At 58.2% G+C, this 15,228-nt stretch carries 16 protein-coding genes; 6 read left to right on the plus strand and 10 right to left on the minus strand.

From position 1 onward, the window contains the following. Window positions 1-42 precede the first annotated feature (42 nt). The 5 genes from bioD to bioB form a co-directional block, all read right to left on the minus strand. Window positions 43-735 carry a dethiobiotin synthase gene (gene bioD, locus BM035_RS07715; RefSeq protein ID WP_053112697.1) on the minus strand — a complete coding sequence of 231 codons (693 nt, stop codon included), beginning with the start codon at window positions 733-735 and terminating at the stop codon, window positions 43-45. Window positions 736-757: 22 nt separating this feature from the next. Further along, the gene (gene bioC, locus BM035_RS07720; protein ID WP_338355301.1) at window positions 758-1,588 is read right to left on the minus strand and encodes a malonyl-ACP O-methyltransferase BioC; all 831 of its coding nucleotides are present in this window, start codon (window positions 1,586-1,588) and stop codon (window positions 758-760) included. Further along, window positions 1,576-2,331, minus strand: coding sequence for an alpha/beta fold hydrolase (locus BM035_RS07725; RefSeq protein WP_092031000.1), 756 nt, complete (start codon window positions 2,329-2,331; stop codon window positions 1,576-1,578). Before BM035_RS07725 ends, bioC begins: the two co-directional genes overlap by 13 nt. Then, window positions 2,328-3,503: an 8-amino-7-oxononanoate synthase gene (gene bioF / locus BM035_RS07730; RefSeq protein ID WP_092031001.1), complete on the minus strand. Its 1,176-nt coding sequence runs from the start codon at window positions 3,501-3,503 to the stop codon at window positions 2,328-2,330. Before bioF ends, BM035_RS07725 begins: the two co-directional genes overlap by 4 nt. A 73-nt stretch (window positions 3,504-3,576) precedes the next feature. After that, on the minus strand, window positions 3,577-4,635 hold the full coding sequence (bioB, locus tag BM035_RS07735) for a biotin synthase BioB (RefSeq protein ID WP_092031003.1): 1,059 nt from the start codon (window positions 4,633-4,635) through the stop codon (window positions 3,577-3,579). A 263-nt stretch (window positions 4,636-4,898) separates the two neighbouring features. Between bioB and BM035_RS07740 the strand changes: the two genes are divergently transcribed. Next, entirely contained in the window at window positions 4,899-5,420 is a 522-nt protein-coding gene (locus BM035_RS07740; protein ID WP_227497727.1) for a ComF family protein, read from the plus strand. Here the strand turns inward: BM035_RS07740 and BM035_RS07745 are convergent. Further along, window positions 5,417-6,514 (minus strand): NAD(P)/FAD-dependent oxidoreductase, encoded by a 1,098-nt coding sequence (locus BM035_RS07745; RefSeq protein WP_092031005.1) that lies wholly within the window; start codon window positions 6,512-6,514, stop codon window positions 5,417-5,419. The genes BM035_RS07740 and BM035_RS07745 overlap by 4 nt on opposite strands. A gap of 161 nt (window positions 6,515-6,675) precedes the next feature. Between BM035_RS07745 and BM035_RS07750 the strand changes: the two genes are divergently transcribed. Genes BM035_RS07750 through cmoB form a run of 5 tightly spaced genes read left to right on the plus strand, consistent with a single transcriptional unit; the run spans window position 6,676 to window position 10,295 of the window. Continuing rightward, the gene (locus BM035_RS07750) at window positions 6,676-7,101 is read left to right on the plus strand and encodes a hypothetical protein (RefSeq protein ID WP_008170078.1); all 426 of its coding nucleotides are present in this window, start codon (window positions 6,676-6,678) and stop codon (window positions 7,099-7,101) included. A gap of 10 nt (window positions 7,102-7,111) precedes the next feature. Then, window positions 7,112-8,128 (plus strand): serine/threonine protein kinase, encoded by a 1,017-nt coding sequence (locus tag BM035_RS07755; RefSeq protein WP_092031007.1) that lies wholly within the window; start codon window positions 7,112-7,114, stop codon window positions 8,126-8,128. Window positions 8,129-8,162: 34 nt separating this feature from the next. Next, on the plus strand, window positions 8,163-8,531 hold the full coding sequence (locus BM035_RS07760; protein ID WP_008170074.1) for a hypothetical protein: 369 nt from the start codon (window positions 8,163-8,165) through the stop codon (window positions 8,529-8,531). Then, on the plus strand, window positions 8,524-9,300 hold the full coding sequence (cmoA, locus tag BM035_RS07765) for a carboxy-S-adenosyl-L-methionine synthase CmoA (RefSeq protein ID WP_008170072.1): 777 nt from the start codon (window positions 8,524-8,526) through the stop codon (window positions 9,298-9,300). Before BM035_RS07760 ends, cmoA begins: the two co-directional genes overlap by 8 nt. Before the next feature lie 2 nt (window positions 9,301-9,302). Then, entirely contained in the window at window positions 9,303-10,295 is a 993-nt protein-coding gene (gene cmoB / locus BM035_RS07770) for a tRNA 5-methoxyuridine(34)/uridine 5-oxyacetic acid(34) synthase CmoB (protein WP_175497361.1), read from the plus strand. A gap of 55 nt (window positions 10,296-10,350) precedes the next feature. Here the strand turns inward: cmoB and BM035_RS07775 are convergent, their stop codons facing one another. From BM035_RS07775 to hflK, 4 genes are all read right to left on the minus strand, one after another. After that, on the minus strand, window positions 10,351-11,646 hold the full coding sequence (locus BM035_RS07775) for an adenylosuccinate synthase (protein WP_008170068.1): 1,296 nt from the start codon (window positions 11,644-11,646) through the stop codon (window positions 10,351-10,353). Window positions 11,647-11,729: 83 nt separating this feature from the next. Then, window positions 11,730-12,911, minus strand: coding sequence for an ATP phosphoribosyltransferase regulatory subunit (locus tag BM035_RS07780; RefSeq protein WP_062781852.1), 1,182 nt, complete (start codon window positions 12,909-12,911; stop codon window positions 11,730-11,732). A 175-nt stretch (window positions 12,912-13,086) separates the two neighbouring features. Continuing rightward, window positions 13,087-13,962: a protease modulator HflC gene (gene hflC / locus BM035_RS07785; RefSeq protein ID WP_008170064.1), complete on the minus strand. Its 876-nt coding sequence runs from the start codon at window positions 13,960-13,962 to the stop codon at window positions 13,087-13,089. A 2-nt stretch (window positions 13,963-13,964) separates the two neighbouring features. Next, the gene (gene hflK / locus BM035_RS07790) at window positions 13,965-15,152 is read right to left on the minus strand and encodes an FtsH protease activity modulator HflK (protein WP_053112707.1); all 1,188 of its coding nucleotides are present in this window, start codon (window positions 15,150-15,152) and stop codon (window positions 13,965-13,967) included. Between the last annotated feature and the right edge of the window lie 76 nt (window positions 15,153-15,228).

Here is a 15,228-nt window from a genome sequence, read left to right on the forward strand (position 1 = left end):
GCCCGATGACCATAAATTGGCTTTATTAAGCCACAAACCTGGTCAATTTTCAAACAGCCCATCGATATTCAGATAACCAGCCAGCATTTCAGGCCGCGCCTGCTCCAGCCACGGAAGAATACCCAGACAGGGCGCTCCCATATGATTAACCAGATAGTTCAGGGTGTCCTGTTCGCAACTCATGGGCTCAGGCTCGGTGCGATTGGCAACCCACCCTGCCACTCTGAGACCATCACTTCTGATGGCCTCTGCCGTAAGAAGCGCATGATTAATACAGCCAAGACGCAAAGAAACCACGAGAATGACCGGCATGGACAGCTGGCGCGGAAACTCTGAATAGGTTTCCCGATCGTTAAGCGGGACCCGCCAGCCGCCGGCACCCTCAACCAGCAGAAGATCCGCCGGACGAATCTGCAATCCGCGGCAGAATCCAACCAGACGATCAGACGTAATGTGTCGCCCAGCCTGTTCAGCCGCAACATGCGGTGCAATGGCAGGCTCCAGCGCCACCGGGTTGATCAACTCGTAGGCCAGTGGCTCAGTAATGGCATTCTGCAGAATAAGAGCATCTTCGTTGCGAAGGCCCTCCGGCGTCCGATCGCAACCCGATGCGATGGGCTTCATCGCCAAGGTGTGCTTACCCATGGCCTTTGCCGCCTGAAGAATGGCTGCGGATACCAGGGTTTTCCCAACCCCGGTGTCGGTGCCCGTTACGAAAAAGGATTGCTTGGCCATGTGTATTTCCAGTTAACGACTCTTATGGTTTCTGCCAGTAAACCCAGGCAGCCTCATAGCTTGCCATGATAGTGCCATCCGGCTCTTTGGGGTACTGCCTGCACATTTCCCGCATCCGCCCCGGTGCCGTGGCCGCTCGTCGCCGGCCAGCGCCGCGGAAGCCCGCGCCAAGATGGCGAAGCTCACCCGCAAGGGCCATCGGCGATTCGTAGGGTAAGCTGATAGTGCGCTCTTCAACAACGGCATCCGGTAACTCGGCCCGCACCTTGGCCTGCAAGGCAAGGTCAGTCTCGAAGCGATTTACGTGCTGATGGCCAGGATCCGCCGCCTGCCAGGCCGATTTCAACTCACGGAGCGTACCGTCAAGGAGTGTGGAGACCATCAGATTCCCACCTGGCCGCAGGATCCGCCGGCATTCCCGAAGCACGGCGCCGGGGTCATCACACCACTGAATCATGAGATTGCTGAAAATCACATCGACACTGCTATCCGGCAAAGGCAGGTGTTCGGCATCGCCCACGATCCAGCTGATTCCCGCAGGCCCATTCTTGCGAGCCTGTTCCAACATGCCAGGCGACAGATCAACCCCACTCAACGATTCAATCTGCCCGAAATCCGCAAACTTTCGGGTAAACCAACCTGTGCCACACCCCAGGTCCAGCAATGTTAGATCATGATCCTGACTTTCCCGGAACTCAAACTTCTGCAGCATGGTATTGCCCATGAAGCGCTGCAGTCTTGAGGCATTTTCATAGGTGCCACTGGCAATGCCAAAGCCCCGGGCAATATCAGACTTGCGAGTGTCGGAAATGCCCCGGGCTATCTGGTCGGTAGAGATGCTCATAACGCCCATGGCAACGCCTTTTGAGTGGCAAAAAACGCCTGTATCGCCTCCCAGCAATCCGAAGCCGAGCAGCCGCCCGGCCAGTGCGCCATACCCGGTACGAGCGCATGACCGCTTGACGTCGGGACAGCGAGATCATCCGCCCACGACCTGACCACAATATCGTTCTCACCCATCACATGAAGAGCCGGTGTGGCGAGTGAACGCCATAACGCCCTCTGATCTCCGCTTTCCAGCCAGGCAAGACTCGTGACGAGGTGTTCATGCGAGACCAGAGTGCCTTTCTCAAGCCACGTCTTGAGCCTCTGGCGCTCCTGTTTTTCGTCCGCAGAACCGTTGATCATCAACAACAGAAAATGCAGCCAGTAGCGCTGTGGGTCACGGCGGATACCACGGGCAAACGCCCGAAAGTCGCTTTCCGCCATACCATTGAGCCAGCGTTCGTCGGCCACGAACTTCGGAAAACCACCGAGGGTAATAACACAGGACACTGCACCGGTCTCACGCCCGGCGGCCTCCATCACAACCTGACTGCCCAGGGACCAGCCCATCCAAACTGACGGCTCCGGATAAAGTGACAACAGCTCGTCCGTCACCTCCGAGAGCGACTGGCAGCGGCTCAGCAGCTCATCGTCCAGAGACACGGGAACCACCTCCCCCGGCCAATAGCCATAGAGCCCAGATAACATCTCTGCACGAACGCCCCAGCCAGCAACCACCACCAGACGCGGACAGACCCTGCAGGAACTCATACCGCCATGTCCGCTTTTTGAACCAGATGCCGGCAGTCTGACAGCGCGGTCAACAGACAATCCAGGTTCGCCTGGGAATGAGCGGCACTGAATGTAACCCGCAATCGCGCCTCCCCCGCGGGAACCGTCGGCGGGCGAATGGCCGAGACCAGCAAGCCGCGCTCCTCCAATGCCTGACTGAGCGCCAGCGCGTCGTGATTGTCGCCAACCATGATCGGCTGGATCGGAGTATGTGAAGGCATCAATTCATACCCCATGGCCGAGGCCTCCCGACGAAACCGCGAAACCAGACCCAATACATGCTCGCGGCGCCCCTGATCCCGCTCAATAAGATCCAGACTCGAAATGGTTGCCATGGCAAGAGCCGGCGGCATCGCCGTCGTATAGATATAGGTTCTGGCTTTCTGAACCAGATAATCCATCAGCAGCGATGGCCCGGCCACGAATGCGCCACTGGTTCCGACCCCCTTGCCCAGGGTGCCGATCAACACGGGGACATCCTCTTCGGACAACCCCGCTTCAGCGACGCTGCCCCGCCCTTCAGGTCCGAGTACGCCAATTCCGTGAGCATCATCAACCACCAGTAACGCATCGTGGAACCGGCAGACCCGGGCCAGCTCCGCCAGGGGCGCAATATCGCCGTCCATGCTGAAGACCCCGTCGGTCACCACCAACTTGTGCCCGGACGTCTCCGCCAGCATCGCCTCCAGCGCCGCGACATCGCCATGGGCATAACGGCGAACCCTGGCCCGGCTCAGGATACAGCCGTCGATGATGGATGCATGATTCAGGCGATCCGAAAAAATCGTATCGCCCCGCCCGGCCAGTGCCGAAATAACGCCCATATTCGCCATGTAGCCAGTGGAGAAAAACAGCGCCGAACTGCGTCCGGTAAACTCCGCCAGACGAAGCTCCAACTGGTGATGGGCATCATGGTGACCACAAATCAGATGGGAAGCCGCGCCCCCAAGGCCTGTTTTGGAAAGCGCATCACGGAGGGCCTCGATATTGGCAGGGTTATTGGCAAGACCAAGGTAATCATTACTGCAGAACGACAACAAAGGTTTGCCGTCAGCAATGAGAGAGGGCCTCTGAGGACCGGCTACATGCCGACGCGTCCGATACAGACCGGCCTGTTTCCGCTCTTCGAGTTCAAGGGCAAAATCCCGCACGATAGCACCTGGAGGTTAACTCAACGATCCGGGCAACGAGCGGGTGAGCTCGCTGCCTCCCAAGATCAAATACTCAGGCAGACTCCCGCGTAGCGTCGTAGAACATGTGACGGGTCGCCTCATACTCCACGGCCTCGGCAATCGCCTCCTCTTCCTGCTCCTCCGACGCACACTGCTCCCGCTGCTCTGGGCGAATACCGAGGCGTTTGAACAACAGCATATCGGCATCGGCCTCCGGATTGGAGGTGGTCAGGAGCTTTTCGCCGTAGAAGATCGAGTTGGCACCAGCCATGAAACACAGAGCCTGCATCTGCTCATTCATGTTTTCACGCCCAGCTGACAGGCGAACGTGGGAAGCCGGCATCAAGATCCGCGCCACCGCAATGATGCGGATGAACTCGAATGGATCCAGATCCTCGACATCCTCCATGGGCGTACCTTTCACCTTCACCAACATGTTCACCGGCACACTCTCCGGATGGTGAGGAAGGTTTGCCAACTGCATCAGCAGACCAACCCGGTCATCCTCGTCTTCGCCCATACCCATAATGCCACCGCAACAAACCTTCATTCCGGCCTTGCGAACATTGTCGAGAGTGTCCAGTCGATCCTGGTAGGTTCGAGTGGTGATGATGTGGCTGTAGTACTTCTCAGAGGTATCCAGGTTATGGTTGTAGTAATCCAACCCGGCATCGGCCAGTTCTGCCGCCTGCTCCTCTTTGAGCATGCCAAGGGTCATGCAGGTCTCAAGCCCCAGGGACTTCACCTGTTTGACCATGTCCAGAACATAAGGCATGTCCTTCTTCGAAGGACTGCGCCAGGCGGCGCCCATGCAAAACCGGGAAGCCCCCTTTTCTTTCGCGGCCCTGGCCTCAGCCACAACTTTTTCGATTTCCAGCAGCTTCTCTTTCTCAAGACCGGTGTTGTAATGACCGCTCTGGGGACAGTATTTGCAATCCTCCGGGCAGGCGCCGGTCTTGATCGACAGCAAGGTGCTTACCTGAACCTCGTTAGGATCAAAATACTGGCGATGCACACTCTGGGCACGGAACAGTAGATCGTTAAAAGGGAGTTCGAAAAGCTCGCGAGCTTCCTGCAGTGTCCAGTCGTGGCGGAGTTCTGTAGCGGTCATGTAAAAGTCCTGTTAACCTTTCCCGGTCTCTGGGTTTACGGATGAATCAGATGATAAAGGGACTGAACTGGCTGTCAACCTTCGTGGACAAAAAGGTTAACAGCATCAGGCACGGCGGACTGTGTGTCGCCTGCCTTTCCTCACAGGCATTCAACGGCTTATGCCAGCCTTGCCGGGGCGACCTACCAGTGAACCGCTGGCACTGTCGCTGCTGCGCCCTGCCCCTGGCTTTTCCCTCCTCGGAGCTGCTCTGCGGTGACTGTATGAAACACCCGCCGGCTTTCGATAGCTCTTTTATTCCCTGGCGCTACCAGTACCCACTCGACGGCATGATTGGCCGATACAAGTATCGGGGCCAGCGCAAGTTCGGAAGACCATTGATGGCGGATTTTGCTGACTTGGTGCAGAAGGCTCGGCTCGATGGTGCTATCGCAATGCCAGAAGTACTGGTACCCGCGCCAATGGATGCGCGGCGACGCCGGCAACGCGGGTTCAATCAGGCCCAGGACATTGCCGAGACGATTGCCAGCGCCCTGGATCTCCCGGTCGACAACGGACTTGTCAGAAGGGTTCGCCGTGTCCGGTCTCAACGGGAGTTGAACCGGGAGGCCCGACTGGCGAATCTTCGCGGGGTATTTGAGGTCATCCCGCCAGTGCCAGAGCGAATAGCGATTGTCGATGATGTGGTGACCACCGGCGCGACCGTCAGGGTTTTATCATCAGCACTTCGGGAGGCCGGGGCCCGGAACATTCAGGTTTGGGCACTAGCCCGGACGCCAGGTTAAGACAGCAAAGCTTTTACACGCTCAGCAATTGCCAGGCAGGATGTTAAACCCGGCGATTCGATACCGAACAGATTAACCAGTCCCGGCATACCGTGCGTCTCTGGACCATCAATCCGGAAATCCGCGAAGCCACCATCGGGGCCTATCAGCTTCGGTCGGATGCCGGCATAGGCGGGCTGAAGTCGGGTCGGGTCGAGTCCTGGCCACCATTGGCGGATGCCTCTGGCGAAGCCTTCCTGGCGGCTGGGTTCCACGGTGTAGTCTTCCTTTTCGATCCACTCTACATCCGGACCGAAACGGGCCTGGCCAGCGAGATCGAGAGTCAGGTGGATACCCAGGCCCCCGGGTTCAGGAACCGGATAGATCAGGGTCCTGAAAGGTGTTCGTCCGCTGTAGCTGAAGTAGACGCCCCTCGCGAACCATTGCCGGGGAATGCAGTCGTCGGGCAGACCTGCCCAGTTTTTTGCCAGCGGGACGGCGCCGAGCCCGGCGGCGTTAATGACATTTTTCGCTTCCAGAATTAGCGGGGTTTCGCCTGCCACGTTTAGACGGTGCCGCTGGCTATCCGATTCAGCAGCCGCTACCGGTGAGCGTAGAGCGAGCTGGCCGCCGGCATCATGGAGCTCGCCAAGCAAGGAGAGCATCAGCCCGTGGCTGTCGACAATACCGGTTTCGGGGGACCAGAGCCCCGAGCTGGCGCAAATACCCGGAGCGCCTCGGGCGACTCTTTCGCCATCATACAGCTCAAGTTCAACACCGTTGCTGGCTGCCGCAGCCTGAATATCAAAGAGCTTGTCATTCTGTGCCTCGTCGACGGCAACAATCCACTTACCGCATTTACGGTGTCCAACCTTGTGCGTCAGGCAATAGTCGTAAAGCTGCCGTCGACCCTCAACACACAACTCCGCCTTCAGTGATCCTTGCGGATAATAAATGCCGCCGTGAATGACTTCGCTGTTTCGTGAGGAGATGCCCTCACCAAACCGGTCTGAGCTTTCCAGAACGATGACCTCATGCCCGGCTCTAGCCAGAGCGCGGGCAATAGCCAGCCCAATGACACCGGCGCCGATAACAACGGTTTGGATTTCCAGCACTTCTGTCGACACTTATGGTTGGCCCTGCTCCACTGACAAGAGGTTGAGCATATCCTATACCGCCAGCCCGGCGAAAACGGGCGCCGGCGGGCTCAATACATTACTCAAGAGCCCATACCGGTTATACTTGGCTCCGGAAAGTAGTGCATGGAGCCCGGCTTATGATGTCTGACAGGAAGCAGTTTGTTCTGGTAATGGTGGTGGCGGCCCTCTTTGTCGGGTGGCTAGGCTGGCGGGGCTTTGAAGTAATCAGCCTGAACGAGCGGCTGAAAGCGGATGAGGTGGTTGCCAGCTACCCCTACAAGCACCGGGTACTGAGGGTGGAGGGCGACACGGCCATTATGAGCTCACTGCGGTCCCACACCACGTCCACCCACAAGGCGCTGAGTGCGGTATTTCCGAGTATGCGCAATCTTGGGGACAGTCATCGCGACTGGCAGCGGGCAGAACGCGAGCTTGCACAGGTTCAGGCCCGTGCCGGAGACGTTATTCTTGGGGCTTCTGGCATCAGCCGTATCCGCTGGGAGCTGGACGAAAACTGGTACCATCTGCAAACCATGAAATCCAAATACGACACAAGGCTCTGAAACGCCCTTTATGACCCATGACCCCTCACTTGCGGCATCCACCCACCCCTACGATTCCCTGACGCCGGATATCATTCTGGATGCGATGGAAGAGGCAGGGTTTGCGGTAAGTGGCCGGCTGTTCGCGTTGAACAGCTATGAAAACCGGGTCTATCAGGTAGGCCTGGATGAAGGCGCCCCGGTAATTACCAAGTTCTATCGGCCGGGCCGATGGAGCGAAGCGGAAATCCGCGAGGAACATACATTCACCCTGGAGCTCCTGGAAGCCGACATTCCGGTTGTAGCACCTATGAAGCTGGCGACCGGGGACACGCTCGGGCGCCATGGTGAGTTCCTGTTTGCGGTATTTCCGCAGCGTGGCGGGCAAGCACCAGACACCAGTGTTACCGATACCCTTTACCGGCTGGGGCAATGGCTGGGTCAGATCCACAATATTGGCGCCAAAAAACCGTTTGCCCATCGCTCGGGCATGGATTTGCTGGATGGCATCGAAGCCAGCAATCGGCTTTTGTTACGGGGAGACTGGATTCCCACGGATCTGAGGCCAGCCTGGGACAGCCTGATTCCTGACCTGCAAAGACTCTGTGCCGCTCGGGTTGACGAAGCCGGTCCGGTGGAAACCCTGCGACTTCATGGCGACTGCCATGCCGGTAATATTCTCTGCCGGGACGAACAGATGCTGTTCGTGGATCTCGACGATTGCCGCACCGGGCCCGCCATTCAGGATATGTGGTTGCTGCTGAACGGAGACGACTTCGAGCGCGGCGCCCAGCTGGGAGAGTTGCTGGAAGGCTATGAAATGTTCCGTGATTTCAATCGCCGCGAGCGCCACCTGATTGAGCCGCTACGCTGCTTCCGGCAGATTGCCCATTGCGCGTGGCTGGCAAAGCGCTGGGATGACCCTGCATTTCCGCGATTCTTTCCCTGGTTTGCCCAGCCACGGTTCTGGTCAGACCAGATTCTGTCGCTCCGGGAGCAGTTATCAGCCTTGCAGTCACCGGCCATCACGGTGCCGGGACAATACTGACCAACACTTTTAATTCGTTTGATTTGAGGTATGCATGAGCCAGAATGAGGCCCGTTACACCGTCCGTAGCCTGATCGTAACCGCTGTGGTTGCGGCTATTGGCACCGTTCTTGTATTGGAGATGAGCGGCAGGATCAACCACAGCGAGAACAAGGATCATATGCCTGTTGGCGATTTCCAGGCCATCCATGTAACCGAGGAGGATCCGTTTCGCATGTCGCCCAAAGCCTCGGAACTGCACGCCGTTTGCGAAAATGGTTACCTGGCAATTGCCGCCGATGTGGATCCCTCGTTCCGGGGAATCCTGGTGGACTATAAAAATCGCGGCGTACGCTGCTCAAGGCCCTCCCCAACCGGGCCTGCCGTTCTGCCCGCCCCCGAGACTCCGGACACCAATGAATAAATCCCGCAAGCCGTCGGAGGCACCCGAGCAGACCACGGACCGGCTGTTTGCCACAGAGCGCCGGCCGGAGGACTTCCGATTCGACGCATCGGTGGCAAGGGTGTTTCCGGACATGATCCGGCGCTCGGTGCCGGGCTACACCACCGTCATTCCGATGATCGAGGTTATCTCGGAGCAATATGCCCAGCCCGCCACCAACTGCTATGACCTGGGCTGCTCACTCGGCGCTTCCACGCTGGCAATGCGCCATGGTATCGCCAATGCGGACTGCAACCTGATCGGAGTGGATAACTCGAGCGCCATGATCGAACGCTGCGAGCATTACATTGCACTGGACGACAGTGCGCTCCCCGTTACCCTCAGGTGCGAGGATATTCTGGACACCGAGCTGAGTAATGCCTCGGTGACCACTCTGAATTTCACCTTGCAGTTTGTCGATCCGGAGAAGCGGGCCGGCCTGCTTGCGCGCATTGCTGATGCCACGCGTCCTGGCGGTGTCCTGATCCTGTCGGAGAAAGTTCGCTTTGAATCTGACGACGAGCAAGCCATTCAGACCCGACTGCATCACGAATTCAAGCGCGCCAACGGCTATTCGGATCTTGAAATAAGCCAGAAACGCACGGCGATCGAACAGGTGCTGATTCCCGAAACACTGGCTGCGCACAAGGCGCGCCTGTTGTCGGCAGGTTTCGATGACGTGGTGGTGTGGTATCAGTGCTTCAACTTTGTTTCCATGCTCGCCATAAAGGCCAACCAAACCACCGAATGACCATGGCAGACTTTGACTGGAAAGCCCGGTTCGGGCCTATCATCGATGAACTTGAGAAAGACGGCCTGGAGCACTGGGCGACGCAACTCCAACAGCAACTGACCCACCGCTTTGAGGACCGCCCCCACGGCGATCTCGATCGCTGGCAAGCTGCCCTTGACCAGCTACCCGGTCTGACTCAGGTAGACGCGCAACTGGACCAATCCGCGGTAACCCTGACCTCCAGGCAGCCCCTGACCGTGGCACAACGGGAGCAACTGGAACTCGGATTACGCGGCCTGATGCCCTGGCGCAAAGGCCCCTTCGACTTCTTCGGTACATACATCGATACCGAATGGCACTCTGACTGGAAGTGGGACCGCGTGTCGCCCTATCTTTCAGACCTTTCCGGTCGCCGCATACTGGATGTGGGTTGTGGCTCCGGGTATCACTGTTGGCGCATGCTGGGCGAGGGCGCGGGCCGGGTGATCGGCATCGACCCGGGGCTGCTGTTCCTGTTCCAGTTCTTCAGCGTCAAGGACTACCTCGGTGATGTCCCGATAGACCTGCTGCCCGTTCGGATGGAAGACCTCCCCGCCGACCTTGAAACCTTCGACACCACCTTTTCCATGGGGGTTCTCTATCATCGGCGCTCACCGCTCGATCATCTGCTTGAACTGAAGGGGACGCTTCGCAGGGACGGGGAACTGGTACTGGAAACACTTGTCGTTGAAGGCCCTGAGGGCTTCAGCCTGATGCCCGAGGATCGCTATGGGCAGATGCGGAACGTCTGGTTCCTCCCCTCCTGCGACACACTGCTGCGCTGGCTGGAGCGCACCGGCTTCCGGAATGCCCGGGTGGTCGATGTCACCCCTACGACCACAGACGAACAGCGAAGCACCGACTGGATGCGTTTCAACTCCCTCCAGGATTTTCTGGATCCGAACGACCCCTCAAAAACCGTGGAAGGATACCCGGGGCCGTTGCGTGCTACCGTGATTGCCGAGAAGCCCTGAACACAAAAAAACCGCCGTGCCTTTTAAGCAGGGCGGTTTTTTTTAACGTTGGCGATTACTCGCCGAACGGGTGACGCAATGTAATCGTCTCGATACGATCCGGACCAGTAGATATCACATCGATCGGCGCTTCGATCTGCTCTTCCAGGAAACGGATGTAGGCCTTGGCGTTCTCCGGCAACTGATCAACGCTGGTCAGGCCAACGGTGCTTTCGCTCCAGCCGGGCAGTTCCTCATAAACCGGCTCGATGTCCTTGTAGCTGTCGCAGCCGATGGGCGGCCGGAAAATCTCGCCGTTAGGCGTCTTGTAGCCTACGCAAACCTTCACGGTTTCCAGTCCGTCCAGCACATCCAGCTTGGTCAGACAGATACCGGACACACTGTTGATCTGGATGGCGTGGCGCAGAGCCACCGCATCGAACCAGCCACAACGGCGGGCGCGCCCGGTTGTAGTGCCGACTTCGTTGCCCTTCACCGCCAGGTGGTTGCCCATATCGTCGAACAGTTCGGTCGGGAACGGTCCGGAGCCTACACGGGTGGTATACGCCTTGGTGATCCCCAGCACATAGTCGAGGAACAGCGGGCCGAAGCCGGAACCGGTGGCCGTGCCGCCAGCGGTGGTGTTGGAAGAAGTCACATACGGATAGGTGCCAAGATCGATATCCAGCAGCGAGCCCTGGGCACCCTCGAACAGGATATTCTCTCCACGCTTACGGAAATCATGCAGCATGTCAGTCACGTCTGCCGCCATGGGCAAAATTTCCTCGCCCATCTGCTTCAGCTCTTCCAGTGCGGCATCAATGTCCTCAGCCTCTTCCTTGAAGTACTCGGTCAGGATGAAGTTGTGGTATGACATGATCTCCCGGAGCTTCATTTCGAAGTCGGCGGGATTGCACAGATCGCCCAGGCGCAGGCCACGACGGGAAACCTTGTCTTCATAGGCCGGGCCAATACCGCGACCGGTTGTGCCGATCTTGTCGACACCACGAGCCCTTTCACGGGCCTGATCAATTCGAACATGAGTACGCAGAATGATCGGGCACGCCAGACTGATGCGGAGGCGATCGCGAACCGCCACGTCATTGGCTTCCAGCTCGCGCACTTCTTTCAGCAGAGCCTCGGGCGACAGGACAACACCGTTGCCGATGAGGCAATAGACGTGTTGCCGCAGAATGCCGGAAGGAATCAGGTGAAGCGCTGTTTTCTTGCCGTCAATTACCAGGGTATGACCGGCATTGTGCCCGCCCTGGAAGCGGACAACCGCTGCAACCTTGTCGGTCAGCAGGTCAACAATCTTACCCTTGCCTTCATCACCCCACTGGGTGCCCAGCACAACAACATTTTTACCCATGATTCTCTCTCAATGCGGCTGCCCCGCAGGACAGGCGTTTCGCAAGTTTACCTGTAAATGAATTCACCGAGGCCCCGGGGGCATCAGCCCAGCTTCTGCACAACCCATTGGCCACCCTGTTTGACCAGCTCACGGTCACAGCCTCTGGCGGCAGGGTTAACGCCCTCGTCTTCGGGAAGGGCACGAACAACGGTTTCCGTCATTCTCAGACCGGAGATCACGCCTTCCAGGGCGGGGTCGTCATCCGCCGGCGCCCAGACAGCGCCGGCACTGCGAGTCACGCGCTCGCCAAGAGAGACGAGCGAGCGAATATCAAGACTGAACCCCGTTGCCGGGCGGGCGCGGCCAAAGTCACTTCCAATCGCATCATAACGGCCACCCTTGGCCACGGAATCGCCGTGGCCCGGCACGTAGGCTGCAAACACCAGGCCCGTGTGGTAGTTGTAGCCACGAAGCTCACAGAAATCGAATCCGAAGCTGATATCCGGGTAATCCCTTCCCAGCATGTCAGACACACGCCCAAGCTGGTCGAGTGCCGCGTCCAGGCTGTCAGAGGCACCCTGCAGGATCCGACGGGCCTCGTTCAAGGCTTCCGGGCCACCACTGACCCGGGCAAGCTCACGCAAACGAGCACCCGCAGAGCCTGGAGGGCATTGACCGAGCAGTTGATCAAGCTCCGGCACCGATTTGCGGGCCATGGCATCAAAAATGGCGCTCTCCGTATCCCGATCAAAGTCCGCCTCGCCGATCAGACTCTCATAGATGGCAACGTGAGCCAGATCCAGATGGATACGGGGCAAGCCGGCAACCCTGAGGGTTTCCAGCATCAGGCTGATCACTTCCATATCCGCCGCTTCAGAGCCACTGCCAAACAGTTCGCAGCCGGCCTGAATCGGTGTTCGACCTGTCAGCATATGCCTTGGGCGGGTGTGGAGTACGTGCCCTGCATAGCAAAGACGGGTGATCCCTTCCTGGCCCAGGGTATGGGCATCAATGCGCGCCGCCTGAGGCGTCATATCGGCGCGAACACCCATCATCCGCCCGGTCAACTGATCGGTGAGCTTGAAGGTCTGAAGCTCCAGATCGTTTCCGGTTCCGGTAAACAGGGATTCGAGATATTCAATGAGCGGTGGGATTACCAGCTGGTAGCCCCAGCGCTGGCAGGTATCCATTACATCCCGACGCAGGGATTCGATCCGTCCGGCCAGCGGGGGAAGAATGTCCTCTACCCCGTCTGGCAGTAACCAGCGATCAGATACTGTCATGAGATTCCGTTGTCCGTTATATCCGCTCCGGCACAGGTGGCTGGGGGGATCACACAGGATTTAAGGCGGCACTCGGCAAAAGCCCGACACAAAACCGGCAGAATTTTACACGGTTGCCGGGCACAAAAAAACCGGAATACAGAGGTATTCCGGTTTTTGGTCTCAACGTGCAGGGTTAACGGGCACCCTGCGGATCGTTCAGGAACTTCATGAACGCGCTGTTGGAATCAATCACCATGATGTCATCCTTGCTCATGAAGGTATTGCGGTAAGCCTGCAGGCTCCGGTAGAAGCTGTAGAATTCCGCGTCGGAGCCGTAGGCATCGGCGTAGATTCTGGCCGCTTGACCGTCACCTTCACCCCGGGTTTCTTCTGACTGAGCGAAGGCTTCCGCGAGAATAACGGTTCTCTGACGATCCGCATCGGCGCGAATACCTTCGGCCAACTCCCGACCCCGCGAACGGAATTCCTGAGCCAGTTTCTCACGCTCGGTCGCCATCCGACGGTAGACGTTTTCGCTCACCTGACCCGGGAATTCGATAGCCTTTACACGAATGTCGAGAACCTCGATACCGAATTCGTTCTGGGCAGTCTGGTTTACGCGATCCCGCAGCGTGTGCATCAGCTCATCCCGCTGGCCCGAGACCACTTCGACCATGGTCCGGATACCAAACTCGTCCCGCAGGCCGTTATCAACACGGGAGGACAACAGGGACTGAGCGCGGAACTCGTCACCGCCAGTCGCTCGATAGAACTGGTCCACATCACGGATCTTCCAGGCAATATACGAATCCACATCCAGCGGTTTCTTCTCCACGGTCAGATACTGCCGCGAGGGCAGATCCATGGTGAGAACCCGGATGTCGAATTCACGAACCTGGTCGATGACCGGAACCTTGAAATGGATACCGGCCTGGATATCGGTCTCTACCAGCTCACCGAACCGGAGCAGAACACCCCGATGGGTTTCCGGAATGATGTACACACTGGACAGTACCAGCAGGACAACGATCAGGGCGCCTGCAAGGCCCACTACACCTTTAGGTCCCATAATTATCTGCTCCTCCGAACGGTAGTATCCTGCCTGCTTCGCAGTTCCTGAAGAACCTGATCAGTCAGGGTCTGGATGTCCACGTTGCCCTGGTTGTTGCCGGAGGATGATCCACCGGTACGGGGCAGCGAGCCCTGGGTCAGTCGATCAAGCGGCAGGTACATCATGTTGCCACTGCTCTCCGTATCAACCAGGATCTTGCTGCTGTTAGCAAGGACTTCTTCGACCGTCTGTAAGTACAAACGTTCGCGAGTGACTGTCGGAGACATCTGATAGACGGCCAGTAGCTCAAGGAAACGCGAGGTCTCACCACGGGCCCGCTCGATCACCTCTTCCTTGTAGGCGTTGGCTTCTTCGATCATGCGCTGGGCCTCACCACGAGCCTCCGGAACGATCCGGTTGCGGTAGGTTTCAGCTTCTTCCTTCACCCGCTGCTCGTCCTCACGGGCCCTCTGGACTTCACGGAAGGCATCCTGGACCGCTGGTGGTGGCTGGGTGCTTTCAACGTTAACCCGCACCAACTCCAGACCAGTGCCGTATTCCCGCAGGAACATCTGGAGCCTTTGCTCGACCCGCACGGCCAGTTCTGCACGACCTTCGGTCAGTACGTCGTCGAGTGTCGAGCTACCGACCTCGTGACGGATCGCACTATCCGTTGCAAAGGCCAGCGCCTGGTTGGAGTCACGCACATTCAGCACGTAGGCTTCTGCGTCGCCAACGCGGTACTGCACCTGGAGGTCAACCGTTACCAGGTTTTCGTCCTGGGTCAGCATCTGGCCACTGGACTCAGCGGTACGCACGTTAGTCACGCGGACCTTGGTGACGCTATCGATCAGTGGCACCTTGAATCTCAGGCCAGGATTCTCGGTCTGGTGGTATTCACCGAAACGGAGAACCACCGCCCGCTCCTGTTCGTCCACGGTATAGAAGGACTGGAAGATGACATAGCCGACCACCAGTATGGCTGCCAGTGCGAGAATCGCACCAAAACCACCGGCGCTGCCGCCGCTACTGCCACCGCTGCCGCCGGACTTGCCACCCTTGCCGCCCAGCATCTTGTTGAGCTTGTCGAGACCTTTTTTCAGCGCCTCATCGAGGTCTGGCGGCCCCTGATCATTGCCGCGTCGACCACCACCGGTACCCCAGGGGTCATTGTCGTTACGGTTTCCACCCGGTTCGTTCCAGGCCATAGTGCTCTCCGTTACTGACTTATAAATAGAATGACTGCAAATACTAGGGATTTATCTCCGCCCCGGCAATAGCCGC

The sequence above is a fragment of the Marinobacter sp. DSM 26671 genome (assembly GCF_900112835.1).
Lineage (GTDB): Bacteria > Pseudomonadota > Gammaproteobacteria > Pseudomonadales > Oleiphilaceae > Marinobacter > Marinobacter flavimaris.

Excerpts from the sequence above, each read along its gene's own strand:
- BM035_RS07725 (WP_092031000.1), bottom strand. The coding sequence starts at position 2,331 with ATGAGTTCCTGCAGGGTCTGTCCGCGTCTGGTGGTGGTTGCTGGCTGG.
- bioB (WP_092031003.1), bottom strand. The coding sequence starts at position 4,635 with ATGACCGCTACAGAACTCCGCCACGACTGGACACTGCAGGAAGCTCGC.
- BM035_RS07755 (WP_092031007.1), top strand. The coding sequence starts at position 7,112 with ATGACCCATGACCCCTCACTTGCGGCATCCACCCACCCCTACGATTCC.
- BM035_RS07740 (WP_227497727.1), top strand. The coding sequence starts at position 4,899 with ATGAAACACCCGCCGGCTTTCGATAGCTCTTTTATTCCCTGGCGCTAC.
- BM035_RS07750 (WP_008170078.1), top strand. The coding sequence starts at position 6,676 with ATGATGTCTGACAGGAAGCAGTTTGTTCTGGTAATGGTGGTGGCGGCC.
- BM035_RS07780 (WP_062781852.1), bottom strand. The coding sequence starts at position 12,911 with ATGACAGTATCTGATCGCTGGTTACTGCCAGACGGGGTAGAGGACATT.
- cmoB (WP_175497361.1), top strand. The coding sequence starts at position 9,303 with ATGGCAGACTTTGACTGGAAAGCCCGGTTCGGGCCTATCATCGATGAA.
- hflK (WP_053112707.1), bottom strand. The coding sequence starts at position 15,152 with ATGGCCTGGAACGAACCGGGTGGAAACCGTAACGACAATGACCCCTGG.
- hflC (WP_008170064.1), bottom strand. The coding sequence starts at position 13,962 with ATGGGACCTAAAGGTGTAGTGGGCCTTGCAGGCGCCCTGATCGTTGTC.
- BM035_RS07760 (WP_008170074.1), top strand. The coding sequence starts at position 8,163 with ATGAGCCAGAATGAGGCCCGTTACACCGTCCGTAGCCTGATCGTAACC.
- cmoA (WP_008170072.1), top strand. The coding sequence starts at position 8,524 with ATGAATAAATCCCGCAAGCCGTCGGAGGCACCCGAGCAGACCACGGAC.
- BM035_RS07775 (WP_008170068.1), bottom strand. The coding sequence starts at position 11,646 with ATGGGTAAAAATGTTGTTGTGCTGGGCACCCAGTGGGGTGATGAAGGC.
- bioD (WP_053112697.1), bottom strand. The coding sequence starts at position 735 with ATGGCCAAGCAATCCTTTTTCGTAACGGGCACCGACACCGGGGTTGGG.
- bioC (WP_338355301.1), bottom strand. The coding sequence starts at position 1,588 with ATGGGCGTTATGAGCATCTCTACCGACCAGATAGCCCGGGGCATTTCC.